A 26403-nucleotide genomic window follows, 5' to 3' on the forward strand; every position below is an offset into this window, starting at 1 on the left:
TCGTCGTCTCCATTCAGCCGCGCTCGAGCTCCAGCCCTTCGTGTACGAGCTGAAGCTCCTCGATCGCGACCTGGCTCGCGGTGGAGGACAGGTCGGGGCCCTTGAAGCGGGTCGGCAGGGCGTTCGTGATCCGCCAGCGCAGCAGCGGCTTGTCGGGGTCCTGCGGGTGATAGACGTCGATCGTGCCGGACAGGCGCAAGGCATGGTTAGACTGGCGCGTGCTCACGTCGAACCAGTTCCACAGGTCCGCCACCTCGGTGATGCCGCGCTTGAGGATGACGGGCGCGAAGCTCGTGGGGCCGGCGAGCTGCACCTCGCCCCAGTTGCGCCCGCCTTCCCGCAGGGTCTTGGGCGCCATGGTGGCCTCCAGGCCGCTGACCTCGCTGAAGGCGCCGCGGCACAGCAGCCGGCCGCCTTCGCCGTCGTAGAGCGCGACGCGGAAGCGGAAGGGGATGAATTCGCCGGCGGAGTCAGCCATCGATGGCCTCGATGCGGGTTTCCGTCACGGCCGCGTGGCGGTCGTGCAGGAAGGTCAGGCGCAGGTGGTCGATCGGGTAGGCCGGCGCGATCTCGATCTCGAACGCGATCGCGGAATCGACGGCCGGCAATTCGCGGATGCGGTAGGCGTGCTCGGGCTGCGCGCCGCGCAAGGCGCCGGCCTCGTGCAGGCGCCCGAAAAAGCCGCGCAGGGCGAGCTCGGGCCGCGGGTCGCCCGGATCGGTGTCGAACAGCAGCCGCTCGCCCAGGGCCTGCAGCTCGCGCCGCAGCCAGCCCATGAAGCGCATCACCTCGGCCGAACGCCAGTGCTCCAGCCCGCGTTGCGCCTTCGTCATGCGCTGCAGGTCGGCGCCGGGCAGGCAGGGCACGCATAAGGCCTCGTCGTCCACCTGCAGCCGGCCCGCGCGCGTCAGCACCACGGTCGCGCCGGGCGTTGCGCGCAGGGCGGTGGCCGCTTGCTGCGTCGGTGGCGGCCACGGCAGCGCCTTGCCGGGCAGCGGGCGCCCGGCGATCGAGCGCCAGGCGCCGTACCGGAGCGAGACCGCGGCCTGCATGCCGGCGATCAGCCCGCAGGCCGGTGCCAGCGGGCGGTCCGCGCTGCGCAGGTAGGGCCACAGCAGCTGCAGATGGCGCAGCTTGCCGGCCAGCTCGGCGTGCGGAGCGTCGTCCGCTTCGCCCGCGGGTTCCGCGCCGGCGTCGCCGACGATGCGGGCGACGTGGGCGAGGAAGCCGCGCGCGGGCGCGGGCAGCTCGTCCTGCGGCTGGTGGTCCAGCGGCAGGGTCAGCAGGCACTGCACGTCCGGACGCAGCCGCGCCAGCGTGCGCAGGATGGGCGGGACGATGTCGGCGGGCACGCGGGGCGTTTCAGCGGGCGGACGCTCGCCCGCGCGGCGGCGCTCGCGATGGGTGTCGTCGACTTCGGTGCCGCAGGGCAGGAACGCGGGCTCGGGGTTGGCCAGGCGCACGCGCGGCAGGTCCGGCAGGGCGTGCGGGATCAGCAGCCGCTCGAGGTCGGGGAGCGCGAGGATGCCGGCGCGCTCCACCAGCAGCGCGCGTTCGAAGGCGCCCAGCCCGGCGGGCTCGGCCAGGCTCGCGTCGGGGCGTGGCAGGAAGGCGGCGAAGCCCTCGGCCTCGGGCACACGGATCACCCACAGCGCGCGCGTGTCCTCGAAGCCGCGCTCGTCGGTGGCGAAGAAATCCTGCACCGCCATCGGCAGCCACGCCGCATCGCCCGCCAGGGTGCTGCGGTAGCCGCAAGCGACCGCGAAGGCCTCGGGGAAGAGCACCTGGAAGTGGCCGAGCGAGCGGATCGGGATCGGCAGCCGATACAGGGCGAGCAAGGCCTCGTCGCCGGCTTCGCCCGCGGTGGCGCCCGCCGCGAGGGCGCGCAGGCGCTCGACCTCCGCGCCGAAGCCCAGCGCCGCGATCTCGCCGAGCACGGCGGGGTCGCGCGCGAGCCTGTCCCAGCGCGCACGCCCGTCGAGCGAGGGGCAATGGCCGATCAGCACGACCTCGACCGGCGCCAGCCGCCGCGCCGTGGGACGTGCATCGAGCTCGATGCGCTTGTCGGCGAGCAGCACCGCCTCACTCCTGCTCGATGGTCTCGACCGAGAGGACCAGTTCCTCGATGGCGATGTCGCCGCCGCCCTTGGCGGTGAGCGTCGGGCCGGTCCACTTGATCGGCATCGCGCCGCGCAGCTTCCAGCTCACCACGGTGCCGGCGCGATCCTCGGATTGCAGCTTGACGACGATGTCGCGCTTGACCTGGGCGAGCTTGCCGGTGCGCCCGAGCTCGAGCCACTCGTAGAGGTTCTGCGCGCCGATCACGCCGCGCTTGAGGGTCACGTCTCCCGCCTTGTGGATGCCGGGTACCTTGCGCACGTAATTCACGCGGTCGTTTCCGGCACGGTACTCGGCGACCGTGATCTCGGCGTTGAGGCCCGAGACCTCGGAGAAGCCGGCCTGCACCTCTTCGCCTTGCCCGGGTTCGAGGTCGACGAGGAAGTTGAATGCCGAATACGGGGTTTCGCGAAACACGGCCATGACGATCTCTCCTTGTCTCAGGCGTCGGCGGTCTTCTGACCGATGCGGAAGATGACGAATTCGGCGGGCTTGAGCGCGGCGACGCCGACGAGGCACACCATGCGGCCGTTGTCGATGTCGTTCTGGGTCATCGTCGAGCGGTCACAGCGCACGAAGAAGGCCTCCTTCGGCGTGGCGCCCAGCAGGCGACCGTTGCGCCATTCGGCGAAGAGGAAGTCCTCCACGCTGGAACGGATGTTGGCCCACAGTGCCTCGCCGTTCGGCTCGAACACCGCCCACTGGGTGGATTTCTCGATCGAGCGCTCGAGATAGAGGAAGTAGCGCCGCACGTTGACGTACTTCCATTCGGGATCGCTGGAGAGCGTGCGTCCGCCCCACACGCGGTGGCCGCGTCCGGCGAAGGAGCGCAGGCAGTTGATGCCGTTCGGATTGAGGAGCTCCTGCTGGAAGGCGTTGATCTGCTGGTCGAAGCGCAGCGCACCCATGACGATCTCGTTCGCGGGCGCCTTGTGCACGCCGCGGTCGACATCGGTGCGCGCATACACGCCGGCGATGAAGCCGGCGGGCGGCACCGTGATGTCGCGCCGGGTGCGGGTCGGGTCGGGGATCACCACCCAGGGGTGGTAGAGCGCGAGGCGGGAGTCGTCGAAGTTGCCGGCGAAGGCGCGCAGCTCGCCGAGGCTCTGCCCGGCGCGCGCGTCCACGATGCCGATGCGGTAGCGCATGCGCCGGCAGTGCTTCTGCACCTCCATGACGACCGCCTTGTGCACGTCCTCGGCGCTGCCCGCGGCTGCGGGCGTCATCACGATGGCGACGTCCTCGACGTCCTCGAGCGCCTTCAGTCCGGTGCTGCCCTTGGTCTCGTCGGCTTCGCCGGCGTAGTCGATCGCGCCCGGCTCGTCGCCGTCGCTGCCGCCCTCGAGCTCGATCAGGTAGCGCGGTTCGTCGAGCGAGGCCTCGCCCGGGTCGCGCGCGGCGGGGGCACAGATGGACAGCAGCGCGGCGAGGATCGCGTCATCGGTCGCGTTCGCGGCGAGGCGGCAGGCGACCGGCGAGCTCAGCGCCTCGGCGCGACGGTCGGGTGTGACCGCAAGCCCGGCGGCGAGGCTGGTCGGCCCCGTGGCGGCGGTCGTCAGGCCGGGGTAGGTGCGGATCACTTCGCCGTCCTTGCCGCCGTTGCGCACATCGACGTCGAAGCTGCGCAGCACGAACAGCGCGCGCGCGGCACCGGGCGCCGCGGCGAGTGCGGCGAGGGGCAGCGTGACGGCTTCGGCGAGGCCCGGATTGAGCGCGGGTGTGGCCGTGAAGACCTCGCCCGCGGCATTCAGTGTGCCGCGCACTGCCTTGCGGCTGCCCCAGCCCGCACCGCCGGTGAAGGCGGCGAGATCGACGACCTCGGCCAGGCGCAATTCGGCCGGCGTGCCCGCCGCCAGTGCGCCGGATGCGGGCGGACGCGCGAACACGCGGGTGAGCCTCGCGCCGGCGGGCAGCTGGGCCGGGATCAGGCTGGTGATCTGGTTTGCCGCGAGCGCCGCGGGGGCATCCTCGTCGGCCCTCGACACGATCGTGGCGCGCCCGTCCTGGATCGCCAGGTTGGCGCCGTCGAGCCGGACGATGGCCCGCAGGTCGACCGGGAAGGCCGCGTCGTCGATCGGACCGGCTGCCTTCGCGGCGAGCGACACGCCCCGCGCCTCGAGGAAGTAGAGCGCGCCTGCGCGGGCACTTGCCGCGGTCTCGCTGCGCAGCAGGTTCTCGCTGTCGCGCCAGCGCAGCTCGAGGGTGTACCGTCCCATCCGGCCCGGAAAGCGGCTGAAGAACCTCAGCGTGTTTCCGGCGTCGGCCTTCATGGCGGCACCGGGCCACACGCCGGCCGCGTCCGCCGCGAGGCCGTTGACGCCCTGCATGACGCGGGCGACGAAGAGCTGCTTGCCGCCGTTGTCGAAGAAGGCGCGCGCCGCGTGCGCGGTGTGGTTGAGCACGGCCTCGCCGTCCGCGCCGAAGGCCAGGTCGTGCGCGTCGCCGTAGATGCGTTCGAAGTCCGCGTAGCTCGTCAGCACCTCGGGGAGACCGCGGAGCGGGCCGCTGCGGGTGGGGCCCACCAGCGCGGCGACGCTGGTGCCGACCCCCTCGATGGATTTGTTGCGGAAGCTCGTCTCTTCGACAAAGACGCCTGGAGCGAGGTACTCGGGCATGTCGCTTCTCCTTCGTTGCCGGTGAGGCCTGTCCACCCGGCGGGTCAGGGAAACCGCAGGACGAGGGCTTCCCGTCCCGGGCTGGCCAGGGTGGCGATGCGCCCGGGCGCAATGTCCACCACGAGTTGTGTCTTGAATGCGCCGTCGCCGCTGCCGTTGCCGCGGATGCGCGCGACGGGGAGGGTGTCGGGGTTGGTGCCGGCGGCGGCGGCGCGCACCTCCAGCAGGCCGGGGTAGCTCGCCGCCGGGGCGTCCTTGGTGAGCGCCGGGAGCCGCTCGAGCGCCAGCCGGAACTCGCCGCGCGCGTCGCTCTGGGCGACAAAGTCGAAGGGGGGGGCCAGCGGCGGGGTCACGCGGAGCGCGAGCAGGGCCCAGGGCACCGCGCTGCCGTCCTCGAGTGCGGTGCGTCCGACGAGCCCGCCAGCGCGACCGAAGCGCGTGCCGAGCGGCGAGCGGTACAGCCGCAGCTTGTGAGCGGTGCGGCGACCGGCATCGAGCGCGAAACGACGCGGCAGGTAGTGCCCCGCGGGGTCGAGCAGTGCTCCGCTGAGCGCATAGAGCGGCTCGTCCGGAGGCTGCAGTGCCCCCGCGTCCGCTTCACCGTCGATCACCTGCCGCAGCCCGGCCGGCACGCGGCGCCACAGGGCCGTGCCGGTGTTCTTGTGGACCAGCTCGAGATCGGCCGGCGCGTCGTCGAACTGGATGCGGAACGCGCGCACGCACACCGGCCGCCGTGCTCCCCCTTGGGCGCCGCTCGCGTCTTCCCATTCGATGAAGTCGCTGGCATGCAGCACGAGGGTCTCGACGATCATCGCGCGCTCCCGTCGGGCACGTGCATCGGGAAGACGAGGGTCTTCACCGGCGGTCCCTCCTCGCGCTCGAGATCGGGGGCGAGACGCACGGTCTTTACCAGGTAGGGGGCGGACAGCCGGTAGTCGTCCGGCAGGCTGTCCCACAGCCGCATCAGGTCCTCGGTGCTCATCTCCTCCGGGAGCACCTGCACAACGTCCTCGGACCCCCAGTCCGGATCCGCGAGGCTCATGTCGGCGCTCTCGAGCACGAGCCCGGCGCCGATGATCTGGATCGCGGCGGCGAGGTATTCGATCTCCTGCTCGGTGTGCGTGCACCAGGCCACCAGCAGCACGTGCAGATTGACCGGAAGTTCCGGGCGGGGAAGGTGGCGTCCCGGCTGCGGCGGAAGGTGGCGGTTGCGGCTGAAGGGATCGACCGAGATGCGATGCAGATAGAGCCCCAGCGTGTCGGTGTTGGCCTGCGGCTTGCCGGCGAGCGTCTGCGAACCCAGGATCTCGACTTGCGGGTTGCCGCCGAGGCGCACGGCCATGCGGATCGCCAAGCGTTCCCGCAATGCCCGCAAGGCCGACAGGATTCCGAGATGCGACGCCACGCTTACCTCGCTTCGAGGCCGGAGCCTTGGGGGGACGGCGTTGCCGGGTGCAGATCACCGATCAGGAAGGGACCGGCCTGTTCTGCGATTCACTCTGAAACGTGGCACATCGCGCGAAGCGCGCTAAAGGACGAAATGTAAGTAAATGTTTTCAGAGCGGCCTCGCCCGGCCGGGACCTGCATCCGGGCGGGCGTTCGTGCCCACGGCCGGGAAGGTGTCGCGCCGCGGCCGCGCGAAGCTTCAACCGGCTCCGCCGGTGCTGCGCCAGGCGACCTGAGCAAGCCGGGCCCCGAGCCGAGGCTGCAGGCGCACGGTGACGTCGGTTTCGCCCTGGGCGGCTTGACGATCCTGCTCGAGCCGCTTGCCGGACCCGGCGGCGGCCCGGACCAAAAGGCAGGGCGTCATCGCGCCGTGCTCGGGGAAGCGCACTAAGGCTGCCCGCGCAGAGATCGTCGAGGAGCGGCCCTGCCGGCACGATGCCCGTCGGGTTCAGCGCCCGGATGGAGTAATACCCGGCCTTGATGTGATCGGCTCGCGTGCTGCCGGCAAACGCGGGCAGCGCCAGCAAGCGGCGCAGGTAGGCCATCATGTTCGGATCGGCGGAGAGGGGGCGCAGGTCGATGTCGTTGTGTGCCAGGGCGCCGAAATCGCTGTTCAGGATCTGCAGGATGTCGGCAGACTCGTTCTTGACGATGGTGTGGCGCGACCGGTCCCGCAGTACGGGCACGGTTGCACGTCCCGTGTAGGCCGGGTCCGCGCGGGGGTACAACTCGTGCATGTGATGCGCAGCCTTGACGTCGTCGAGGTCGTTGCCGAGTTCTCCGCTGAAGGCCCAGCCCTGTCCGGCGGATGGACTGTTCCGCCGAGCGCAACGACCGCGGCGATCTGCGCGGCCTCACCAGCCCGGCGGCGGCGCGGCGAAGCGTTCGGCGAGGAAGTCGACCAGCGCGCGCACCTTGGGCGGGACGAACTTGCGCGTCGGGTACAGAGCATAGATGCCGAGCGTGACGGATCGATATGCGGGCATCAGCTCCACCAGCGCGCCCGCCGCCAGATCTTCGGCGACCAGGAATCCGGGCTGCAGGATCACCCCTTGGCCGGCGAGTGCCATCGCGCGGCAGGTGTCGCCGCTGTTGGTGTGTACGGCGGGTCTCGTGCGCACGCTCACGCGCCCGTCCGGTCCGTCGAACTGCCACTCGTCGCCTCCGGACCAGTAGCTGTAGGCGATGACCGTGTGGCTGGCGAGGTCTGCCGGCAGCCGGGGCGCGCCATGGGCTGCCAGATAGGCGGGCGCGGCGCACAGCACGATGCGCGTGCGGGCGAGCTGCCGGCAGACGAGGGTGGAACTGGGCAGCGCAGCGATCCGGATCGCGATATCGAAGCCTTCCTCGACGAGATCGACGGTACGGTCCGCCAGCGTCACCTCGAGCCGCACCTGCGGGTGCAGGTCCCGGAACGCGCCCCACAGGGGCGCGAGGTGCCGGATGCCGAAGGTGACCGGGGCGTTGATGCGCAACAGCCCGCGTGCCGCGCCACTGCGCGAATGCAGCTCGGCTTCCGCTTCCTCGAGCCCGGCGAGCACTTCCCGGCTGCGGGCGTAGAAGCGTTCGCCGTCCTCGGTCAATGACAGGCGCCGGGTGGTGCGGTGGAGCAGGCGCACACCGAGTCGCGTCTCCAGTTCGCCCACATAGCGCGAGGCGGTCGCCTTCGACAAGCCGAGCGCCTCGGCCGCGCCCACGAAGCTGCCGGCATCGACCACCGCGCAGAAGGTCTGCATCTCGACAAATCGGTCCATTGTCTCTTCATGTGGAACAGTTTCTCGTCTGGATGGCTGTTTATCTCAATCGCGATGGCCCGTAAAGTGTTGCCATGGTCAGTTCATCGCAACAGGACGCCAGACCCGCACAAGGCGACGGAACCCGCGGAGAAACACCATGACGCCTCGCCCGCTCGAGCGCCTGTTGCCCACCTACGCCGGCTGGGCCGCGCACGCGCTGCGTATCCGGGCCCCCGGGGGCCCGGCACGACAGCGGCCGGTCGGCCCGCGTCATCGCCGTCCGCCTGGAGACCTCTGATGCAAATGCTGCCTACCCTGTTCGTCTCGCACGGCGCGCCCACCTTCGCGCTCGACCCCGGCCTCGCCGGCGCGAATCTCGCCACGCTCGGCCGCCGGCTGCCGCGTCCGCACGCGGTGCTGGTGGCGTCGCCGCACTGGATGACGCGCCAGCCGCAGGTCACGCTGTCGCTTCGGCCCGCGACCATCCACGATTTCGGCGGCTTCGATGCGACCCTCTACACGCTGCAGTACCCGGCCGAAGGCGCCCATCTCGCTGCGCGCCGTGCGCTCGAACTGCTGCAGGCGGCGGGTCTGCCCGCCACCCCGAATGCCGATCGCGGCCTCGACCACGGTGCCTGGGTGCCCCTGTCGCACCTTTACCCCAAGGCCGACATCCCGGTGTTTCAGGTATCGCTGCCGGAATGGCTCGACGCCGATGGCGCCTACGACTACGGGCGGGTGCTCGCGCCGCTGGCCGGCGAAGGCGTGCTGATCGTGGGCTCGGGCAGCCTGACCCACAACCTGTACGAGTTCCGCCTCGGTGATCCACGCGCCCAAGCCTATGCAGCGGAGTTCGCGCACTGGGTGCGTGACGCGGTGCTGGCGGGCGACCACCCGCGCCTGCGCCAGGCGCTCGAGATCGCACCGCACGCCCGCCGTGCGCATCCCACCGCCGAGCATTACCTGCCGCTGCTGGTGGCCGCCGGCGCGGCGGCGCAGGCCGTGCCCGCGAGCGTCATCGAAGGGGGCATCGTGCATGGCGTGCTGTCGATGGATTCCTTCCTGTTCGGTGCCGACCTCGCCGCGATGAAGGGTGCCGACGCAAACCAGGCATTGGCCGACTGAGGCGCGACCATGTCCGATCAGGATCTCATCGTTCAACAAGCGTCCGCCCCGGCGGCGCGCTTGATCCTGCTTTTCCATGGTGTGGGATCACGCCCCGAGGATCTCGTGCCGCTCGGCCGCCTGCTCGCCGAGGCCGACCCGGGCGCCTGGGTGGTCAGCGTGCGCTCACCCGACCCCAGCGACCTGGGCGGCGGCTGGCAGTGGTTCTCGGTACGCGGGGTGACCGAGGACAGCCGCCCGGCGCGTATCGCCGAGGCCATGCCATCGTTCGTGCGCCTGGTGCGCGACTGGCAGGCGAGGGCAGGGGTGGATGCCGCCGCCACCACGCTGGTCGGCTTCTCGCAGGGTGCGATCATGGCGCTGGAGTCCACCCAGTTGCCGGAAACGGTCGCCGCGCGCGTCATCTCGATCGCCGGCCGCTTTGCCTTGCCACCGCGCATGGCGCCGGCGAACACGCAGGTGCATCTGCTGCACGGCGAGCAGGATCCGGTGATCGATGCGCGCTACAGCCTGATGGCCGCCGAGACGATGCAGGCGCTCGGTGCGGCCGTCAGCGTCGAGTTCTTCCCGGATCTGGGGCATGGTGTGGATGCTCGCGTCGCCGGTCGCGTGAAGGCCTTGGCTGCCTGAGTGGCCCGGCGCTGCTCCATGGGGCATGGATGCGGTAGCGAACAGCGTGTCCGGAAACGAAAAAACCCACCGCTTCGGGTGGGTTTTCATGCTTGCAGCGTACCTTTCGGGACTCTTCCGACGTTGGCCGGGTCCCGTCGGGACATCGAATCGATGGGGCGACATACCGGAATCGAACCGGTGACACCTGGAGCCACAATCCAGTGCTCTACCAACTGAGCTAATGCCGCCACTGTGGGACCCCGGAAAACCGGAATCCCGAAAAACTTTTCCTGGCCTGCCCGGCAGGGATCGAACCTGCAACCCCCGGCTTAGAAGGCCGGTGCTCTATCCAATTGAGCTACGGGCAGCTTCCGGCGGGCAGTCGGGATGTGAGCTGGTCGGGGTGGAGGGATTCGAACCCCCGACATCTTGCTCCCAAAGCAAGCGCGCTACCGGACTGCGCTACACCCCGAGAGCCGCGAACTATACAGATGCCTTTTTCGTTCGTCAAACAAAATTCGCGCGTCGCAAAAAAAACCGGAATCACGCGCTGGCGTGGCTTCCGGGGCGCGGCCCGGCGTTTTTCGCTGCATCGCGGCGGGCGCGCACCACACGCAGCAGGTTGGCGAAGAGCCAACCGAACTCGACCGCCAGCACGACGCCGGCGAGCGGGGCGAGCACCGGCACGAAGACCGCGACGCAGAGCGTGGCGAGACTCGTGGTGCGCACGCGCAGCTGGCGGCGGATCGGGGTGTCGGGCAGCAGCTTCTTCATGTTCGGTGCCTTCAGCCCGGCCTGGGTGAGGTGCAGCCAGGCGAGGAAGGGCACGATCTTGTAGAGCATCGCGGTGATGGTGCCGCCGAAACCGCCGTGCAGGATCAGCACGCCGGCGAGGATCGGCCAGCAGTCGGCGTCGGACCACAGCGAGATCGCCAGCACCAGGACGCCGGCGAGCGCCGAGTACATAGCCTCGCGGAAGGCGAGGAAGGGCGTGTCGGGCTTGCTGCGCCGCGAGTGTGCCTGCAGGTACAGCGTGGTGCCCGCGTAGCCGGCGCCGAGCAGCCCGAGTGCGAGGATGGCGATGAAGCGCGCGGCATCGATTGCGAGATACTCGGCGAGGGTCCACAACACGAGGGTGGCGGTGACCGCCGGTGCCCACAGCGTGGTGAAGCGCTGCGGGTAGGCAGCGGTGATCTGGAACATCGGTACCACGACCCAGCTCGCGGCGGCGAGCAGCACTGCGGCCCAGCCCATCCAGCCCCAGCCGGCGTGCAGGTTCACCACGGTCGGCAGCGGCACCGGCAGGGCGACGCCGCGCGTGAGCACGAGCACCAGGCTGAAGCCGAGGACCGCGGTGACGACGAGGCCGGCGAAGGCCATGCGCAGATCGCGCGGGGTGCGGGTGTTGTTGCCCGTGCGTGCGCCGCGGCTGAGGCCCAGCGCGGCGGCGGAGAGGAACACGAAGAGTCCGCCCACGAGCAGCACGGCGCCGCCGAGCAGGACGCCGGGTGCGCCGGCACCCAGTCCGAAGGCGAGCCCCGCGGCGCCGAGCGCCATCGCCAGGTGAGTGATGCCGGCGATGCGCAGCGGCGCGGGCATGCTCGCGCCCGCCACCACCGGCATGACCTGCAGCAACGCGCCGAGCATCACCTGCAACATGAAGCCGGCGGCGAAGAGGTGCGTGATGGCGAGTGCGCCGGGCGTCCACCGCGAGACGAGGATCTCGCCGCCAAAGATCAGCGTCAGCCCCGCCGCCACGCCGAACAGCGGGGCGGTGAGGAAGAAGCGGATCGGTGCCGAGAACGGCGGCGTGTCGTCGTAGGAGAGGCCCGGCCCCATCATCGCTGGCGGATCCGGATCTCGACCGCGCCGTCGTCGCGGAAGGCCTCGGCGTGGCGGTAGCCGTCGCGATCGAGGATGCGTAGCAGCGGGTGCGGCATGCGGTCGAGGATGAGCAGCATTTCCTCGTCCTTGCCGAGGGCCATCAGGCCCTCCATGGCACGCTCGAAGGGCTCGGGCGGCTCGAGGCCGCGGGCATCGACGACACGTCCGCTCATGCTGCGCGGGCCTCGCCGAGGTGCTTGCCGACCGAGGCCGACAGGCGCTCCTGCTCGTCGCCGGGCAGGCGGCTGTCGAGCATCGGGTAGATCACGCTCTCTTCTTTCATGTTGTGCTGCTGCATCATGATCAGCAGCGTCTCGGCCTCGCCGGCGAAGTCGTCGGCGTCCTGCTTGTCGAGGGCGTACTGCAGGGCGGCCAGGGTGTCGCGCATGTTCTGGTGTTCATGGCGCATCACCATGGTGGGACCTTGCGTCATGCCCGTCGCCTGCTCGAAGGCGGGAAAGAGGGTGCTCTCCTCGGCGTCGAAGTGGGCGTTGAGCGCGTCCGCGAACTTCTTCAGCGCTTCGGCAGCGTCGGCCCAGTCGCCGTCGGAGGCGAGCTCCTCGGCGCGGGCGAAGATGCCGTCGCAGTCGCGGTGGTCGTGGGTCATGAGTTCGGAAATGGTATTCATCGGAGTCTCCTCTCTGGCGGGTGTATCGAATTCTCCGCAGGGGGCGACAAACGGCATTGATGCAGGTCAAGGGCATTCCGACTGCGTTGGATTGACAACTGTTTGCCGTGCATCAAAGTCCGCATCGCTTGGGCGGCACGGCGCTTGCAGGCACAATGCGCGCTTTTTCGCAGGGGACGCGGGTGGTCCGGACGAGGCGGTCGGGCGGGGCGGAGAACGGCTGCAAGGGCGGCTCGACGAGCGGCTGGGTACGGGTGTTCGTGCCGTTCGCGCTCGGCTATTACCTGTCCTACCTGCTGCGCACGGTCAACGCGGTGATCTCGCCGCGGCTCACCGACGAGCTCGGCCTGTCGGCGGCCAGCCTGGGCCTGCTGACCAGCGCGTATTTCCTCGCCTTCGGCGCGGCGCAGATTCCGGTCGGGATCGCGCTCGACCGCTTCGGTCCGCGGCGGGTGGAGGCCGCGCTGCTGTTGCTCGCGGCGCTCGGCAGCGCGCTGTTCGCCATGGCCGACTCGCTCGGTGCGCTCGCGGGCGCACGCGCCATGGTGGGCCTGGGGGTGTCGGCTTGCCTGATGGCGGCGCTGAAGGGGTTCACGCTGTGGTATCCGCCCGAGCGCCAGAGTTCGATGATCGGTTTCATCATGGCCTCGGGCTCGCTCGGCGCGCTCACCGCCAGCGTGCCGCTCGCGGCGGTGCTGCCGGTGCTGGGCTGGCGCGGGGCGTTCTGGATCATCGCCGCGGTGTCCCTGTTTGCCGCGGTGCTGGCGCTGCGCGCGCTGCCCGATTCGCCAGCTGCGCGTAGCGAGGCCTCGCTGGCGGCCGCGCTGCGCGTCGTGGCGGGCATCTTCGCCGCGCCCGCCTTCCTGCGCCATGCGGCGGCCTCGGTGTTCTTCGTCGGCGGCTTCATGGCGCTGCAGAGCCTGTGGGTGGTGCCGTGGGTGATGAACGTGAACGGCTTCGACATCGCCGGTGCGGCGACGGTACTGGTGGCCCTCAACCTCGGCAACCTCGCCGGACAGCTCGCGGTGGGCGTGTTCGGCGTGCGCCTGGCGCGAGCCGGAGTCCAGCCGCTCGGCCTGCTGCGCGCGGGCTACGGCATGATGCTGTTGGTGCAGGCGCTGATCCTGTGGTCCGACCTGCCGGTGCTCCCGCTATGGACCGCATTCGGCCTGCTCACCGCGGCCAACTCGCAGATCTACCTGTCGGCGGCGCGCGCCTTTCCGCCCGCGCTGTTCGGCCGCGTCAGCACCGCGCTCAACCTGATGGCGTTCGCCGGCGCCTTCTGCGTGCAGTGGGGCTTCGGCATCGGCCTCGATCTCATGCGAGGCATGGGTGTGGAGCTTGCGCGCGCGCTGGCCTGGGGCTTCGGAGCCTTGCTCGCGCTGCAGGCGCTCGCCTATCTGCCGCTGCTCGGACGCCCGGCGGCGAGGCCGTCCAAGGGCGAGGCTTGAATGCCCGCATGGACCGTCTCACCGTGTTGCGTGTGCACAGCTTCCTTACCCGAGCGCCACAAAGCGGCGCAAAATAACGCCCGGCCGGGCTCCGGCGCATGCCAGGCGGGCTCCCGCCGCATGATGTCCGGGCAGTTCCGGCGACGAATTCATCCTGATGGAGTTTCCCATGTCTGAACCCACGACCGACTCGACCGTGCAGCCGCCTCGGCGCAAGGGGCTGCGTCGGACGTTGTGGACGGTCGCGATCCTGCTCGCGCTCTCGGCCGCCGCTTATCTCGCCGTGCCGCCGGTGGCGCGGCACTACGCGCAGAAGCTGCTCGGCGAGACGCTCGGGCGCGAGGTCGTCGTCGAGCGCGTGCTGATCAACCCCTTCCGCCTTACTGCCGAGGTGGGCGGACTGCGCATCATGGAGGCCGATGGTAGCGCCGAGGCGCTCGGCTTCGAATCGCTGCGCGCCAACCTCGAGCTCGAGTCGCTGCTGCGCAAGGGCATCGTGCTGCACGAGCTCGCCCTCGACAAGCCGCGCGTCCATGTCGCGCTCGAAGCCGAGGGTCGCCACAACTGGACGGACGTGCTCGAGCGCATCGCCGCGCTCGGTGGCGAGGAACCCGCCGAGGACACGCCGCCGACGCTGTTCTCGATCGGCAACATCCGCATCAGCGACGGCCTTGTGCGCGTCGACGACCGCGTGCGCGGCATCACCCACGAGCTCTCCGAACTGGGCGTCGGCGTGCCCTTCGTCTCCAACCTGCCGGTGCGGGTGGATGTCTTCGTGCAACCCTCGCTCTCGGCCAAGCTCAACGGCGACGCGCTGCTGCTCAATGCGCGCACCAAGCCCTTCGCCGAATCGCAAGAAACCATCCTCGACGTCTCGCTGAAGGAGTTCGACCTCACGCCCTGGATCGCCTACCTGCCGATCGAGCCGCGCTTCCGCCTTCCTTCGGCGCTGCTGACGACCAATCTCGAGCTCTCGTTCAGCCAGACGGTGGAGGGTGCGCCGGTGCTCTCCCTGCGCGGTCCGCTGCAGGTTCACAAGCTGGTGCTGCAGGATCGCGAGGGCGCGCCGGTCGCGACCGCGGACGAGGTGGAGCTCGAATTCGCCGACGTGCAGCCGATGATCGGGCGCTGGCACTTCACCCGGCTGCGCCTGGCACGTCCGGAGCTCGACCTGGTGCGGCTGAAGGACGGCGGGCTCAACGTGCTCGGGCTGATATCGCCTCCGGCCGCCGAAGGCGCCAGGAAGGCAAAGGGCAAGGCTGCGAAAGGGGGCAAGGCCGCCGCGCAGGTCGCGCAGAAGGCGGCTTCCGGACCTGCCGCGGGTGCAGCCCAGGCAGACGCAGGCGTCACCACGCCGGCCGCCCCGGCGGACGGCAAGACGGTGGCCGATGCCCGCGACGCAACCCCGGCCGGAGCGGATTTCCTGCTCGCGCTCACGCGCATCCGCGACGGGGTAGTGCGCTTCGAGGACCGCGGCCTGGCCGAGCCCTTCCGCGCGCGCATCGAGGCGATCAACCTCGACATGCGCGATCTCGCCACCGAGGGCGAGCTGCCGGCCGAGATCCGCCTCGATTACGTCACCGATGCCGGCGAGAAATTCACCCACGAGGACGTGCTGCGCCTGGCGCCCTTCGAGTACTCGGGCAGCCTGCAGTTCGAGTCGATCCGCCTGCCGCGCTATGCGCCCTACCTGGCGGCGGCGATGCCCGGCGCCTCGATCGGCGAGGGCAGTCTCAGCGGCGGTGCGCAATACCGCATGACGCTCGGCAAGGACGGCGCGCCGGCGGTGCAGGTCAGCGCCGAGGCGCTCGCACTGCGCGATTTCGCGCTGCTGCTGAAGGATGCGAAGACGCCGGCGCTGAGCCTGCCGGCGCTCGACGTGCGCAGCGCCACGGTCGACCTCGCCGGGCGCAGCGTGCGCATCGGCGGGGTGGCGCTCCAGGGGGCGGCGGTCTCCGCCGTGCGCACCAAGGATGGCGAGTTCGACCTCGTTAGGGCGCTCGTGCCGCCGCCGGCGAAGGGGGCAGCTTCCGCGCCGGCGGCCAAGGACAAGGCCGAGCCCGACTGGGTGATCGCGGTGGACAAGTTCGCGCTGCGCGGCGCCTCGGTGCGGCTGGACGATCGCAGCGTGGCGCGGCCGGTGCTCACCACGCTCGAGGGCATCGACTTCGAGCTCGACGGCTTCTCCACCGCGAAGGGCGACGCCATCCAGTTCAAGCTCGACTCCATGCTGAACAAGCGCGGCAAGGTGGCGGCCTCGGGGCCGCTGACGATCGCGCCGCTCAAGGCCGATCTCGCCCTCGATCTACGCAACGTCGACCTGCTGCCGCTGCAGCCCTACGTGCTCGAGCAGACCAAGATCGCGATCTCGCGCGGCAACCTCACCACCAAGGGCCGGCTCAAGCTCGACACCGACCGCCGCGGCAAGCTGCTCGCGAGCTTCAGCGGCGACGTCGGGGTGGCGAACTTCGCCTCGGTCGATCGCTTGAACGCGACCGACTTCCTGCGCTGGCGCACGCTCGCGATCGGCGGTATCGACGCGCGCCTTGAGCCCCTCTCGCTCGGCGTCAAGCGCATCGCGCTCGACGATTTCTACACCCGCCTGATCCTCGACAGCCAGGGCCGCCTGAACCTGCGCGAGATCGGCGGCGTCAAGGGTGAGTCCGAAGCGGCCGCGAAGCCGGCGGCTGCCGTCGCGCACACGAAGGAGGTCGAGCAGGGCGAGATGCAGGGTGGGGCGGCCGCCGACGGCCAGCGTACTGCCCCGATCGCGCCCCCAGGCCCGCCGCCCCCGCCGGTGCGCATCGACCGCATCGAGCTCAAGCGCGGCAACGTCGCCTTCAGCGACCGCTTCGTCCGCCCCAACTACGACGCCAACCTGACCGGGCTCGCCGGCACCATCACCGGCTTCTCCACGAGTTCGGACAAGCTCGCCAGGGTGGAGATCGTCGGCAAGGTGGACAAGAGCGCGCCGCTGTCGATCACCGGCGAGCTCAACCCCTTCCGCCAGGATGCCCACCTCGACATCCTCGCCTCGGTGAAGGATTTCGAGCTCACCGGGCTGTCGAGCTACTCCGGCAAGTACGTCGGCTACGGCATCGCCAAGGGCAAGCTGTCGGCGGAGCTCAACTACAAGATCATCGACCGCCAGCTCACCGCGACCAACCGCATTTTCCTCGACCAGCTCACCTTCGGTGACGCGGTGGACAGCCCGGATGCGGTGAACCTTCCGGTGCAGCTGGCGGTGTCGCTGCTCAAGAACAGCCGCGGCGAGATCGACCTCAACCTGCCGGTGAGCGGCACGCTCGACGATCCGCAGTTCAGCGTGTTCGGCCTGGTGATGAAGATGCTGTTCAACCTGATCGGCAAGGCGATCACCTCGCCCTTTGCGCTGCTCGGCTCGGCGCTCGGCGGCGGCGAGGAGCTCTCGCAGCTCGACCTCGCCGCGGGCACGGCCACCCTGGGCGAGGCGGAGCAGGGCAGGCTGAAGACGCTCGCGCAGGCGCTGGTCGATCGCCCCACCTTGCGCCTGGACATCGTCGGCCGTGCCGACCCCGCCTCCGACCTCGACGGCCTGCGCCAGGCGGCGCTGACCAACGCGGTGCGCGCGCAGAAGCTCAAGGCGATGATCGCCAAGGGTCAGGCCGCGCCTTCGATCGAGGAGGTCGAGGTGGGGGAGGCGGAGTACGCCGAGCTGCTGAAGAAAGCCTACCGTGCCGCCGACTTCAAGAAGGAGCGCAACCTGGTCGGCATGGTCAAGGACATTCCTGTGCCGGTGATGGAGGCGCTGATGCGCGCCAACGCGAAGGTCGGTGACGACGACTTGCTGGCTCTGGCGCGCGCACGTGCGCAGGTCGTGCGGGATTGGCTGGCGGGCGAGGGGGGCGTGCCCGGCGAGCGCGTCTTCGTGCTCGAGCCGAAGGTGGAGGCGCTCGGCGAGGGCGGCGAGGTGCAGTTCTCGCTACGCTGATCGGCCGTGGAAATCGCGACTTGCGTCGCTCCTACGGGAGGGTGTCCAGGCGTGACGCCTTCCCGACGCGGAGGTTTTCCACGCGCGTGCCGTTTCCTCCATGCGTGCGATGTCTTTTCCACGCTCGATGCTTTCTCCCCGCGCGACGTTTTCGTAGGAGCGACGCAAGTCACGACGCCGCAGTCACGACGCCGCAGGAGCGACGCAAGTCACGATGCCGTAGGAGCGACGCAAGTCACGATGCCGTAGGAGCGACGCAAGTCGCGATGCGGGCATTGACGCAGTGACGACCGACTTCACTCGTACGAACGCCCGAATGCGCCTTGCTGCCCTCAGAACATCCCCATCTCCAGCCGCGCGGCCTCGCTCATCATCTCGCGGCTCCACGGCGGGTCCCAGACCAGGCTGACCTCGGCATCGGCGACGCCGGGAATCTGCAACAGCTTGTCGCGCGCCTCGTCGGCGATCAGGGTGCCCATGCCGCAGCCGGGCGCCGTGAGGGTCATCGCCGCGGCGATACGGAACCTGCCGTCCGCCAGCGGCTCTGCCGTGCATGCATAGACCAGGCCCAGGTTCACGATGTCGATCGGGATCTCGGGGTCGTAGCAGGTGGCGAGTTGCGCCCACGCCGCCTGTTCGACGCGCTCTGCGGTCTGCTCGCCGTCCGCGTCGGCCGGCGGGGCTGCCGACAACTGCGGCTCGAGGCCGAGCGCGTCGGCGTTGCGCTCGTCGATGCGGTAGAGGTTGCCCCCGCTCATCACCGTGATCGAGCCGCCCAGGCGCTGGGTCACCAGCGCGTAGGACCCCTCGGGGAGCGTCTCCGCCTTGCCCCAGGGCACGCTCACCGCCGCGCAGTCGCGCTGCAGCACGCGGGAATCGGTTTCGCCGTAGTGGTCGCCCATGATGTGCTCCTCGAGGTCTTATTCGGTGTGTGCGGTTTCGTGCTCGCCGACGAGCGCGTTGTGCAGGGTGTGCCAGGCGAGCGTGGCGCACTTGACCCGCGCGGGAAACTCCTTGACCCCGGAGAGCACTTCCAGCTTGCCGAAGTCGCGCGCCGGGTCGGTGGCCTCGCGGCCTTCGGTGAGCAGCGCGTGGACGTCGCGGAACAGCGCCTCGACCTCTGCGACCGGCTTGCCCTTGACCGCCTCGGTCATCAGCGACGCCGAAGCGGTGGAGATCGCGCAGCCGTGGCCGACGAAGCTCGCGTCGCGCACGATGCCGTCCTCGACCTGCAGGTACACCGTGAGCTGGTCGCCGCACAGCGGGTTGTGGCCGTCGGCGTGGTGATTGGCGGCGGGCAGCAGGCGGTAGTTCCGCGGGTTGCGGTTGTGATCGAAGATCACCTCCTGGTACAGCTCGCGCAGCGAATCCTGCATCCCGCTCATGCCACTCTCCCGTTGCCAGACGCCGTGCCGCCGCGCGTGCCGAACAGTTCCTGCGCCTTGTGGATCGCCGCGACCAGCGCGTCGAGGTCGGCGAGGCCGTTGTAGAGGCCGAGCGAGGCGCGCGCGGTGCCGGGGATGCCGAAGCGCGTCATCAGTGGCATCGCGCAGTGGTGCCCGGCGCGGATCGCCACACCCTCGGCGTCGAGGATGGTGCCGAGGTCGTGCGGGTGGATGCCGTCGACCAGGAAGGACAGGATGCCGGCTTTGCGCTCCGCGGTGCCGACCAGGCGTACCCCGGGGATGGCGGCGAGCGCGCGCGTGCCGTAGTCGAGCAGGGCCTGCTCGTGGACGTGGATGCGCGCGAGCCCGACGCCTTGGACGTAGTCGATCGCCGCAGCCAGCGCGATCGCCCCGGCGATGTTGGGCGTGCCGGCCTCGAAGCGCTGCGGCGGCGGGGCGAAGGTGGTGTTGTCGAAGGCGACGGTACGGATCATGTCGCCGCCACCCTGCCAGGGGGGCATGTGGCGCAGCAGCTCGGCGCGGCCGTAGAGCGCGCCGACGCCGGTTGGGCCGTAGAGCTTGTGGCCCGAGAAGGCGTAGAAGTCGCATCCGATCGCCTGCACGTCCACCGCCTGGTGGGCCACCGCCTGCGCGCCGTCCACGAGCACGACCGCGCCCATCTCGTGCGCGCGCCGCGTCATCTCGGCCACCGGATTGACCGTGCCGAGCGCGTTCGACACATGGGTGATCGCCAGCAGCCGCGTGCGCTCGCCGAGCAGGCCCGCGAAGGCCGCCATGTCGAGCTCGCCGTTGTCCCGCACCGGAATCACCTTGAGCACCGCGCCGGTCTGCTCGCACACGAGCTGCCAGGGCACGATGTTTGAGTGGTGCTCCATGGTGCTGAGCAGGATCTCGTCACCGGCCGCGAGCCGTGGCCGGCCCCAGCTCTGCGCCACCAGGTTGATCGCCTCGGTGGTGCCGCGGGTGAACACGATCTCGTCGGCGCGCGCGGCGTTGAGGAAGCGCTGCACCGTGGCGCGGGCGCCGTCGTAGAGTTCGGTGGCGTGCTGCGACAGCCAGTGCACGCCGCGGTGGATGTTGGCGTTGGACTCGCGGTAGAAGCGCGCCTCGGCCTCGATCACCGCGGCGGGCTTCTGCGTGGTGGCGCCGTTGTCCAGGTAGGCCAGGCGGCGGCCATGCAACGGCCGCGACAAGATGGGGAAGTCGGCGGCAAGGTCCAGGATGGGCGTCTGCGCGCCGGGGTCACACGGAGCGTTCACAGCAGTTCCTCCAGTCGGGCGCCATCGGGCAGGCGTTCGAGCAGCGCGGCGCGGCCGAACGCGCGCAGCGGCGCGTGGGCGATGCGGTCGAGCACCTCGGCGGCGAAGGCGTAGGTCAGCAGCTGGCGTGCGTGCACCGCGTCGACGCCCCGGCTGCGCAGGTAGAAGAGGGCGTCCTCGTCGAGCTGGCCGACGGTGGCGCCGTGGGCGCACTTGACGTCGTCGGCGTAGATCTCGAGCTCGGGGCGGGCGTCGGCCTCGGCCAGGCGGGACAGCAGCAGGTTGTCGCAGCGTTGCATGGCGTCGGTGCGCTGGGCGTCCTGGGCCACCAGGATGCGCCCGGTGAACACCCCGCGCGCGCTGCCGTCGATCAGGCCGCGATAGAACTCGCGGCTGGTGCCCTGCGGGCGGGCGTGGTCGATGCGGGTGTGGTGGTCGACATGGCGGCGGCCGTCGGCGTGGTAGAGGCCGTTCAGCAGCACCTCGGCGCCCTCGCCAGCGAGCCGGGTGCGGATGTCGTTGCGCGCCAGGCGGGCGCCGAAGGACAGCGAGTGCGAGGCGAACACCGCGCCGCGGGCCTGCTCGGCTTCGATCGTCGCCAGGTGGATGGCTTCGGGCGCCTCCTGCTGCAGCTTGAGGTGGGTGACGTGGCTGTCCTGCGCGGCGAGCACGCGGGTGACGGCGGTGGTCAGCGTGCTGCCGGCGGCGCCGGCCGGGTAGTGCTCGACGATCGTTGCCTGCGCGCCGGGCTCGGTGACGACGAGGTTGCGCAGGTGCTGGTCGGCGACGGTCGCGGTGAGGAAGACGAGGTGTATCGGCGGCTCCACGGCGACGCCGCGCCCCAGGCGGATCCAGGCGCCGTCGGCGGCCAGCGCGGCGTTGAGCGCGGCGGGGGCCTCGCCGTCGCCGGCCTGGCCGAAGGCGGCCTCGACCGCCTCGGGGGTCTGCCCGAGCGCATCGGCCAGGCTGCCGATGCGCACGCCGCCGGGAAGCCCGCCGATGGCGGACAGCGCGGGGGCGAAGTGCCCATCCACGAAGACCACCCAGTGGCCGTCGTCGCCGGCGGACTCCACGGCCTTCCGCGCGGGGTCCTGTGCTGTGCCCAGCGCTGCCCGGTAGCGCGCGCGCAGGTCCGCCACGACCGCCTCGGGCGCGACCGTCTCGCGCACCGCCAGCGCCTGCTGCGCCATGAAGGCGAGCGAGGTGTGTCGCCAGTTCTCGCGCCGTGTCGTCGGCCAGCCTTCGTCGGCGAAGCGGTCGATGGCGTCCTCGCGCAGGCGGACGAGCCAGGGCAGGTCGGCGCCGGGCAGATCGGCAGCGGTGTCGCGCTGGCGTCCGAGCCAGAAGTCGATCGCGCTCATGGCCGCGCTCCCGCGGACGCGCCGCCGGCCTTGTCGCCCTGCGCCGCGTCGATCCAGCCGTAGCCGTGCTCTTCCAGCTCGAGCGCGAGCTCGCGCCCGCCCGAGCGCACGATGCGGCCCTGCGACAGCACGTGCACCTTGTCCGGAACGATGTAGTCGAGCAGGCGCTGGTAGTGGGTGATGACGATCATCGAGCGCGCGGGCGAGCGCAGGCGATTGACGCCCTCGGCGACGATCTTCAGCGCATCGATGTCCAGGCCCGAGTCGGTCTCGTCCAGCACCGCGAGCCTGGGCTCGAGCAGCGCCATCTGCAGCACCTCGTTGCGTTTCTTCTCGCCGCCGGAGAAGCCCTCGTTCACCGAGCGGTAGAGGAATTCCTCCTTCATTCCAACCGCCTTCATCTCGGCCTTCACCCGCGCTAGGAAGTCCATCGCGTCGTATTCCGGCAGCCCGCGGTGGCGGCGCACCGCGTTGACTGCGGCCTTGAGGAAGTAGGCGTTCGACACGCCGGGGATCTCGACCGGGTACTGGAAGGCGAGGAAGAGCCCGGCGCGCGCGCGCTCCTCGGCGGGCAGGGCGAGCAGGTCGGCGCCGTTCCAGTCGACGCTGCCGTCGGTGACGGTGAAGGTCTCGCGTCCGGCCAGTACCTGGGCGAGCGTGCTCTTGCCCGAGCCGTTGGGACCCATGATCGCGTGCACCTCGCCGTCCGCGACCTCGAGGTTCAGGCCCTTGAGGATCGCCTTGCCGTCAATCGCGGCGTGCAGGTTGTTGATTTTAAGCATGTTTGTTCTCCGGATTTCCATCTCGATGTCGCAAGTGGCGCCCCCGTAGGAGCGACACAAGTCGCGATCGTGCTTCTCGGGCCTTGGATCGCGACTTGCGTCGCTCCCACGAAAAAACGCACGGCCCTGTTTCCATGTGGGCGCCGGCTCAGCCGACGCTGCCTTCGAGGCTCACGCCCAGCAACTTTTGTGCTTCCACCGCGAATTCCATCGGCAGCTCCTTGAACACCTCGCGGCAGAAGCCATTGACGATCATCGACACCGCGTCCTCGGCGCTGATGCCGCGCTGCATCGCGTAGAAGAGCTGGTCCTCGCCGATGCGCGAGGTGGTGGCCTCGTGCTCGACGTGCGCCGTGGGGTGGCGGACCTCGATGGTCGGGAAGGTGTGCGCCGCACAGCGGTCGCCGATCAGCAGCGAGTCGCACTGGGTGTAGTTGCGCGCGCCCTCGGCCTTGGGGGTGATCTTGACCAGGCCGCGGAAGGTGTTGCTGCCGCGCCCGGCCGAGATGCCCTTGCTGAGGATGGTGCTGCGGGTGTTGCGCCCCATGTGGATCATCTTGGTGCCGGTGTCGGCCTGCTGCAGGTTGTTGGTCAGCGCCACCGAGTGGAAATCGCCCACCGAATCGTCGCCGCGCAGGATCACGCTCGGGTACTTCCACGTGATCGCCGAGCCGGTCTCGACCTGGGTCCAGGAGATGTGCGAGCGCGCGCCGCGGCAGTCGCCGCGCTTGGTGACGAAGTTGTAGATGCCGCCCTTGCCGTCCTTGTCGCCCGGGTACCAGTTCTGCACGGTGGAATACTTGATCTTGGCGTCGTCGAGCGCGATCAGCTCGACCACCGCGGCGTGGAGCTGGTTCTCGTCGCGCATCGGCGCGGTGCAGCCTTCGAGGTAGCTGACCGAAGCGCCTTCCTCGGCGATGATCAGCGTGCGCTCGAACTGGCCGGTGTCGCGGGCGTTGATGCGGAAGTAGGTGGAGAGCTCCATCGGACACTTCACCCCCTTGGGGATGAAGACGAAGGAGCCGTCGGAGAACACCGCGGAGTTGAGCGCGGCGTAGAAATTGTCGCCCGGCGGCACCACGGTGCCGAGGTACTTGCGCACCAGCTCGGGGTGTTCCTTCACCGCCTCGGAGAAGGAACAGAAGATCACGCCGTGGGCGCCCAGCTCCTTCTTGAACGTGGTCGCCACGCTCACCGAGTCGAACACCGCATCCACCGCCACGCCGGCCAGGCGCGCGCGCTCGTGCAGCGGCACGCCGAGCTTCTCGAAGGTGCGCAGCAGCTCGGGGTCGACCTCGTCCAGGCTCTTGGGGCCGTCCTTCTTCGACTTGGGTGCGGAGTAATAGACGATGTCCTGGAAATCGACCGCCGGGAACTGCACCGCGGCCCAGGTCGGCGGGCTCATCGTCAGCCAGTGGCGGTAGGCCTCGAGGCGCCAGTCGAGCAGCCATTCGGGTTCGCCCTTGCGCGCGGAGATCATGCGGATGACGTCTTCCGACAGACCCTTGGGCACGGTGTCGGTGTCGAGCGTGGTCTCGAAGCCGGCGGCGTAGTCCTGCTCGAGGAAGGCACCGATCGCATCGCCGCGGCGGGCAGGGGAGGCGATGGAGGCCGAGGAAGGGGTCGAAGTGGGGGCAGAGGTGGGGGCGTTCATCATCAGATCTCCTGTTCGTCTGCGCGCGCTGCGGGGAGGCAGGCCGCGGCGCTGCGCGCGGGGCCATGCATGCGGTGTTCGGTGGTGTGCGGGGCGGGGAAGGCGGCGCCGTGGACGGGGTGGACCATGTCGGCAATATTCACCGCCTGCAGCGCCTGGCGCACCACGGTGTTGATCCGCATCCAGTTCTCGCGGATACGGCAGTCGGACTCGATCGCGCACACGCCGCTGCTCGAGCTGCACTCGGTGAGCCCGAAGGCCTGCTCCTCGAGCGCGTCGATCACGTCGGCCACGGTGATTCGGTCGGGCGGACGGGCGAGCGCGTAACCGCCATGCGCGCCGCGCTGGCTGCTCACCAGCTCGTGGCGGCCGAGCGTCTTGAGCACCTTGCTGACCGTGGGCAGACCGAGGCCGAGCGCTTCGGCGAGGCCGGCGGCGCTGTGCAGTCGATCCGGATGCCCGGCCATGTGGGTCAGGATCAGGGTGCCGTAATCGGTGAGTTTGCTGATGCGCAGCATGTCGATGTGCTCGCGTGGGTGGTGTCGGAATTAAAAGTACCAAAACGGTACTGTATAGTCAAGCCGTGGCATCTCGACTGCGGGGACCACGACTTGCGTCGCCCAGGCGTCCCGCGCCCTGCCTGCCGTAGGAGCGACGCAAGTCGCGATTGCAGCGCACCGGGTCTGCGCCAGCGCCGCGGGGCCACCCGATCGCGACTTGCGTCGCTCCTACCGGACGCCCCGGGGCGCGCCGGGGGCTGGAGGTGCGACGGCTTTCGTGGGAGCGACGCAAGTCGCGATCGGGCGGCGCAGTCATGCCCTTGCGCTCGCTCCGCCGCTGCAAGCGCGACTTGCGTCGCTCCTGCCGGACGCCCCGGGGCGCGCCGGGGGCTGGAGGCGCGACGGTTTTCGTGGGAGCGACGCAAGTCGCGATCTGCGCTGCAATCCCCCGCGCAGTGGTTCAGGGGTGCGTCGCGCTGGCGTGGTGGTGCAGCGCGGCTATCATTCCATCAGGGCGCGCGCTTGCGCCGGCATGACGATTGCGAGGACTTCGACACCATGGAACCCGTCGGCGGCTGCAGCTATGTCATCCGCCTGTGCAGCGGCGAACTGCGCCGGTGGCGCTTTGAAGGCGTGGATCAACGCGGATTCGGCTGGTGGCTGGACGAGGAGACCGGACTCGGCTTTTCGGACGCGAGCCTGATGTACGCCTGGGAAATCCTGGAGCGCGCCGACGATGGCTGAACCCTGGACCTTGCGCCTGGCGCTCGCCTATCCGGCCTCGTTGGTGGTGCCGTGCGCCGGTCTGGTCGTGCTGGCGATGAGTTCGCAGCCGACCGCCGCTGCGGGCCCGGGCCTCGCCGCCGTGCTGGTGGTGGCGGGCTTGGCCGCGTGGACGCTGATCGAATACGTCCTCCACCGCTGGATGCTGCATGGGATCGAGCCCTTCCAGCGCTGGCACCTGGCCCATCACCGCCATGCCGGGGTGACGATCCGCGTACCGGTGCTGTTCAGCGTGCTGCTGGTGCTGGCAGTGGTCGGCTTGCCGGCGCTGATTTCCGGTGGCAGCGCATACGCGGCGCCCTTGTCGGCGGGCATGCTGCTCGGCAACCTGCTGCAGGAGGCGGTGCACCACCGCCTGCACGACACCCGCCCGGCGGGGCGCTGGCTGGAGGCGCGGCGGCGGCTGCACGGCTTCCACCATTTTTGCGACGAGCGCCGCGGCTACGGCACGGTGACGGATCTTTGGGACCGCGTCTTCGGCACGCTGCCGCCGCCACACCGCTGAAGAGCGGGCGCTGCAAGCCGCTGCGGCGGCTCCCAAAGTGCCCGTGTCCTTGAAAGACGCTTTCCAAGCTGCGGCCGTGTCCTCAGCGCCGCGGGCGCGCCACTCGCCAGACCAGCACCAGCCAGCCGGCGATCATCAGGCTGCCGCCGATCGGGGTGACCGCCCCCAGCCAGCGCGGCGCACCCAGCGCCATCGCGTAGAGCGTGGTGCAGAAGATCAGCGTGCCGCCGGCGAGCAGCGAAGCCGGGAGGCTGCCGCCCTGCACGCGCGCCGCGCCGATCGCGAGCAGCCCGAGCGCGTGCCACATCTGGTACTGCACCGCGGTCTGCCACCAGCCTTGGGCGGCGGCATCGAGCGCCCCGCGCAGCGCATGCGCACCGAAGGCGCCGAGCGCGACGCCGAGGGCAGCGAGCAGGGCGCCGGCGAGGAGGGGAGCGCGGGAGGCGGGATCGGTCATGGAGAGGGGTGCGAGCTAGCTGTGACGGTGGCGATCATCGAGCCGATGCGAGAGAACGATGGCGGTCTTGGCGCCTTGCGGCGCTCCTGCAGAGACATCGCGGCGTCGGC

Annotated in this window: 25 protein-coding genes and 3 tRNA genes; 6 read left to right on the plus strand and 22 right to left on the minus strand. The window is 70.1% G+C overall.

What is annotated here, in order from left to right; genetic code table 11:
• Nucleotides 1-13: 13 nt before the first annotated feature.
• From TMZ1T_RS09300 to TMZ1T_RS09330, 8 genes are all read right to left on the minus strand, one after another.
• Nucleotides 14-478, minus strand: a complete 465-nt coding sequence (locus tag TMZ1T_RS09300) for a phage tail protein (protein ID WP_004323182.1) — start codon at nt 476-478, stop codon at nt 14-16.
• Nucleotides 471-2078 carry a hypothetical protein gene (locus TMZ1T_RS09305; protein ID WP_012585235.1) on the minus strand — a complete coding sequence of 536 codons (1608 nt, stop codon included), beginning with the start codon at nt 2076-2078 and terminating at the stop codon, nt 471-473. Before TMZ1T_RS09305 ends, TMZ1T_RS09300 begins: the two co-directional genes overlap by 8 nt.
• Nucleotides 2079-2082: 4 nt before the next feature.
• Nucleotides 2083-2541 (minus strand): phage tail protein, encoded by a 459-nt coding sequence (locus TMZ1T_RS09310; RefSeq protein ID WP_004311674.1) that lies wholly within the window; start codon nt 2539-2541, stop codon nt 2083-2085.
• A gap of 17 nt (nt 2542-2558) precedes the next feature.
• Nucleotides 2559-4733: a phage tail sheath family protein gene (locus tag TMZ1T_RS09315; protein WP_004311672.1), complete on the minus strand. Its 2175-nt coding sequence runs from the start codon at nt 4731-4733 to the stop codon at nt 2559-2561.
• A gap of 44 nt (nt 4734-4777) precedes the next feature.
• On the minus strand, nt 4778-5545 hold the full coding sequence (locus TMZ1T_RS09320; protein WP_004311671.1) for a hypothetical protein: 768 nt from the start codon (nt 5543-5545) through the stop codon (nt 4778-4780).
• A complete protein-coding gene (locus TMZ1T_RS09325) occupies nt 5542-6138 on the minus strand; it encodes a DUF4255 domain-containing protein (protein ID WP_012585236.1) in 597 nt (198 codons plus the stop codon). The genes TMZ1T_RS09320 and TMZ1T_RS09325 overlap by 4 nt, the downstream gene beginning before the upstream one ends.
• An 89-nt stretch (nt 6139-6227) precedes the next feature.
• Nucleotides 6228-6917 (minus strand): glutathione S-transferase family protein, encoded by a 690-nt coding sequence (locus tag TMZ1T_RS21415; protein ID WP_222702385.1) that lies wholly within the window; start codon nt 6915-6917, stop codon nt 6228-6230.
• A 117-nt stretch (nt 6918-7034) separates the two neighbouring features.
• Entirely contained in the window at nt 7035-7934 is a 900-nt protein-coding gene (locus TMZ1T_RS09330; protein ID WP_012585237.1) for a LysR family transcriptional regulator, read from the minus strand.
• Between the two features lie 279 nt (nt 7935-8213).
• Here TMZ1T_RS09330 and TMZ1T_RS09335 point away from each other — a divergent pair, with 279 nt between their 5' ends.
• Both TMZ1T_RS09335 and ypfH read left to right on the plus strand, forming a co-directional pair.
• Entirely contained in the window at nt 8214-9041 is an 828-nt protein-coding gene (locus TMZ1T_RS09335; RefSeq protein ID WP_004311667.1) for a dioxygenase family protein, read from the plus strand.
• Between the two features lie 9 nt (nt 9042-9050).
• Nucleotides 9051-9671, plus strand: coding sequence for an esterase (gene ypfH / locus TMZ1T_RS09340; RefSeq protein WP_004311665.1), 621 nt, complete (start codon nt 9051-9053; stop codon nt 9669-9671).
• A gap of 154 nt (nt 9672-9825) precedes the next feature.
• Here ypfH and TMZ1T_RS09345 read toward each other — a convergent pair.
• The 6 genes from TMZ1T_RS09345 to TMZ1T_RS09370 form a co-directional block, all read right to left on the minus strand.
• Nucleotides 9826-9901, minus strand: a tRNA-His gene (locus TMZ1T_RS09345).
• Between the two features lie 43 nt (nt 9902-9944).
• Nucleotides 9945-10021, minus strand: a tRNA-Arg gene (locus tag TMZ1T_RS09350).
• Between the two features lie 27 nt (nt 10022-10048).
• Nucleotides 10049-10125: transfer RNA gene (locus TMZ1T_RS09355), tRNA-Pro, on the minus strand.
• 71 nt (nt 10126-10196) lie between these two features.
• Nucleotides 10197-11495 (minus strand): hypothetical protein, encoded by a 1299-nt coding sequence (locus TMZ1T_RS09360; protein WP_004311663.1) that lies wholly within the window; start codon nt 11493-11495, stop codon nt 10197-10199.
• Nucleotides 11492-11710: a DUF2249 domain-containing protein gene (locus tag TMZ1T_RS09365; RefSeq protein WP_004362914.1), complete on the minus strand. Its 219-nt coding sequence runs from the start codon at nt 11708-11710 to the stop codon at nt 11492-11494. The genes TMZ1T_RS09360 and TMZ1T_RS09365 overlap by 4 nt, the downstream gene beginning before the upstream one ends.
• Nucleotides 11707-12165 carry a hemerythrin domain-containing protein gene (locus TMZ1T_RS09370; RefSeq protein WP_004311660.1) on the minus strand — a complete coding sequence of 153 codons (459 nt, stop codon included), beginning with the start codon at nt 12163-12165 and terminating at the stop codon, nt 11707-11709. The genes TMZ1T_RS09365 and TMZ1T_RS09370 overlap by 4 nt, the downstream gene beginning before the upstream one ends.
• A gap of 182 nt (nt 12166-12347) precedes the next feature.
• Here TMZ1T_RS09370 and TMZ1T_RS09375 point away from each other — a divergent pair, with 182 nt between their 5' ends.
• A complete protein-coding gene (locus tag TMZ1T_RS09375; protein ID WP_261789189.1) occupies nt 12348-13616 on the plus strand; it encodes an MFS transporter in 1269 nt (422 codons plus the stop codon).
• A 169-nt stretch (nt 13617-13785) separates the two neighbouring features.
• Nucleotides 13786-17586, plus strand: a complete 3801-nt coding sequence (locus tag TMZ1T_RS09380) for a DUF748 domain-containing protein (protein WP_012585239.1) — start codon at nt 13786-13788, stop codon at nt 17584-17586.
• Between the two features lie 332 nt (nt 17587-17918).
• Here TMZ1T_RS09380 and sufT read toward each other — a convergent pair whose 3' ends face one another.
• The 7 genes from sufT to TMZ1T_RS09415 form a co-directional block, all read right to left on the minus strand.
• Nucleotides 17919-18488, minus strand: coding sequence for a putative Fe-S cluster assembly protein SufT (gene sufT / locus TMZ1T_RS09385; protein ID WP_012585240.1), 570 nt, complete (start codon nt 18486-18488; stop codon nt 17919-17921).
• A gap of 18 nt (nt 18489-18506) precedes the next feature.
• Nucleotides 18507-18971, minus strand: coding sequence for a Fe-S cluster assembly sulfur transfer protein SufU (sufU, locus tag TMZ1T_RS09390; RefSeq protein ID WP_012585241.1), 465 nt, complete (start codon nt 18969-18971; stop codon nt 18507-18509).
• Nucleotides 18968-20251: a cysteine desulfurase gene (locus TMZ1T_RS09395; protein WP_004311650.1), complete on the minus strand. Its 1284-nt coding sequence runs from the start codon at nt 20249-20251 to the stop codon at nt 18968-18970. Before TMZ1T_RS09395 ends, sufU begins: the two co-directional genes overlap by 4 nt.
• A complete protein-coding gene (gene sufD / locus TMZ1T_RS09400; RefSeq protein WP_012585242.1) occupies nt 20248-21612 on the minus strand; it encodes a Fe-S cluster assembly protein SufD in 1365 nt (454 codons plus the stop codon). The genes TMZ1T_RS09395 and sufD overlap by 4 nt, the downstream gene beginning before the upstream one ends.
• Nucleotides 21609-22394: a Fe-S cluster assembly ATPase SufC gene (sufC, locus tag TMZ1T_RS09405; RefSeq protein ID WP_004312930.1), complete on the minus strand. Its 786-nt coding sequence runs from the start codon at nt 22392-22394 to the stop codon at nt 21609-21611. Before sufC ends, sufD begins: the two co-directional genes overlap by 4 nt.
• Before the next feature lie 148 nt (nt 22395-22542).
• On the minus strand, nt 22543-24051 hold the full coding sequence (sufB, locus tag TMZ1T_RS09410) for a Fe-S cluster assembly protein SufB (protein ID WP_012585243.1): 1509 nt from the start codon (nt 24049-24051) through the stop codon (nt 22543-22545).
• Nucleotides 24051-24566: an SUF system Fe-S cluster assembly regulator gene (locus TMZ1T_RS09415; protein WP_004312934.1), complete on the minus strand. Its 516-nt coding sequence runs from the start codon at nt 24564-24566 to the stop codon at nt 24051-24053. Before TMZ1T_RS09415 ends, sufB begins: the two co-directional genes overlap by 1 nt.
• 540 nt (nt 24567-25106) lie before the next feature.
• Between TMZ1T_RS09415 and TMZ1T_RS09420 the strand changes: the two genes are divergently transcribed.
• Both TMZ1T_RS09420 and TMZ1T_RS09425 read left to right on the plus strand, forming a co-directional pair.
• Nucleotides 25107-25292, plus strand: coding sequence for a hypothetical protein (locus TMZ1T_RS09420; RefSeq protein WP_004312935.1), 186 nt, complete (start codon nt 25107-25109; stop codon nt 25290-25292).
• Nucleotides 25285-25836, plus strand: coding sequence for a sterol desaturase family protein (locus tag TMZ1T_RS09425; protein ID WP_004312938.1), 552 nt, complete (start codon nt 25285-25287; stop codon nt 25834-25836). Before TMZ1T_RS09420 ends, TMZ1T_RS09425 begins: the two co-directional genes overlap by 8 nt.
• An 82-nt stretch (nt 25837-25918) precedes the next feature.
• On the opposite strand, the gene TMZ1T_RS09430 is transcribed toward TMZ1T_RS09425, so the two are convergent.
• Nucleotides 25919-26293, minus strand: coding sequence for a DUF423 domain-containing protein (locus tag TMZ1T_RS09430; protein WP_004312939.1), 375 nt, complete (start codon nt 26291-26293; stop codon nt 25919-25921).
• Nucleotides 26294-26403: the final 110 nt, after the last annotated feature.

This window comes from Thauera aminoaromatica, assembly GCF_000021765.1.
GTDB lineage: Bacteria > Pseudomonadota > Gammaproteobacteria > Burkholderiales > Rhodocyclaceae > Thauera > Thauera aminoaromatica.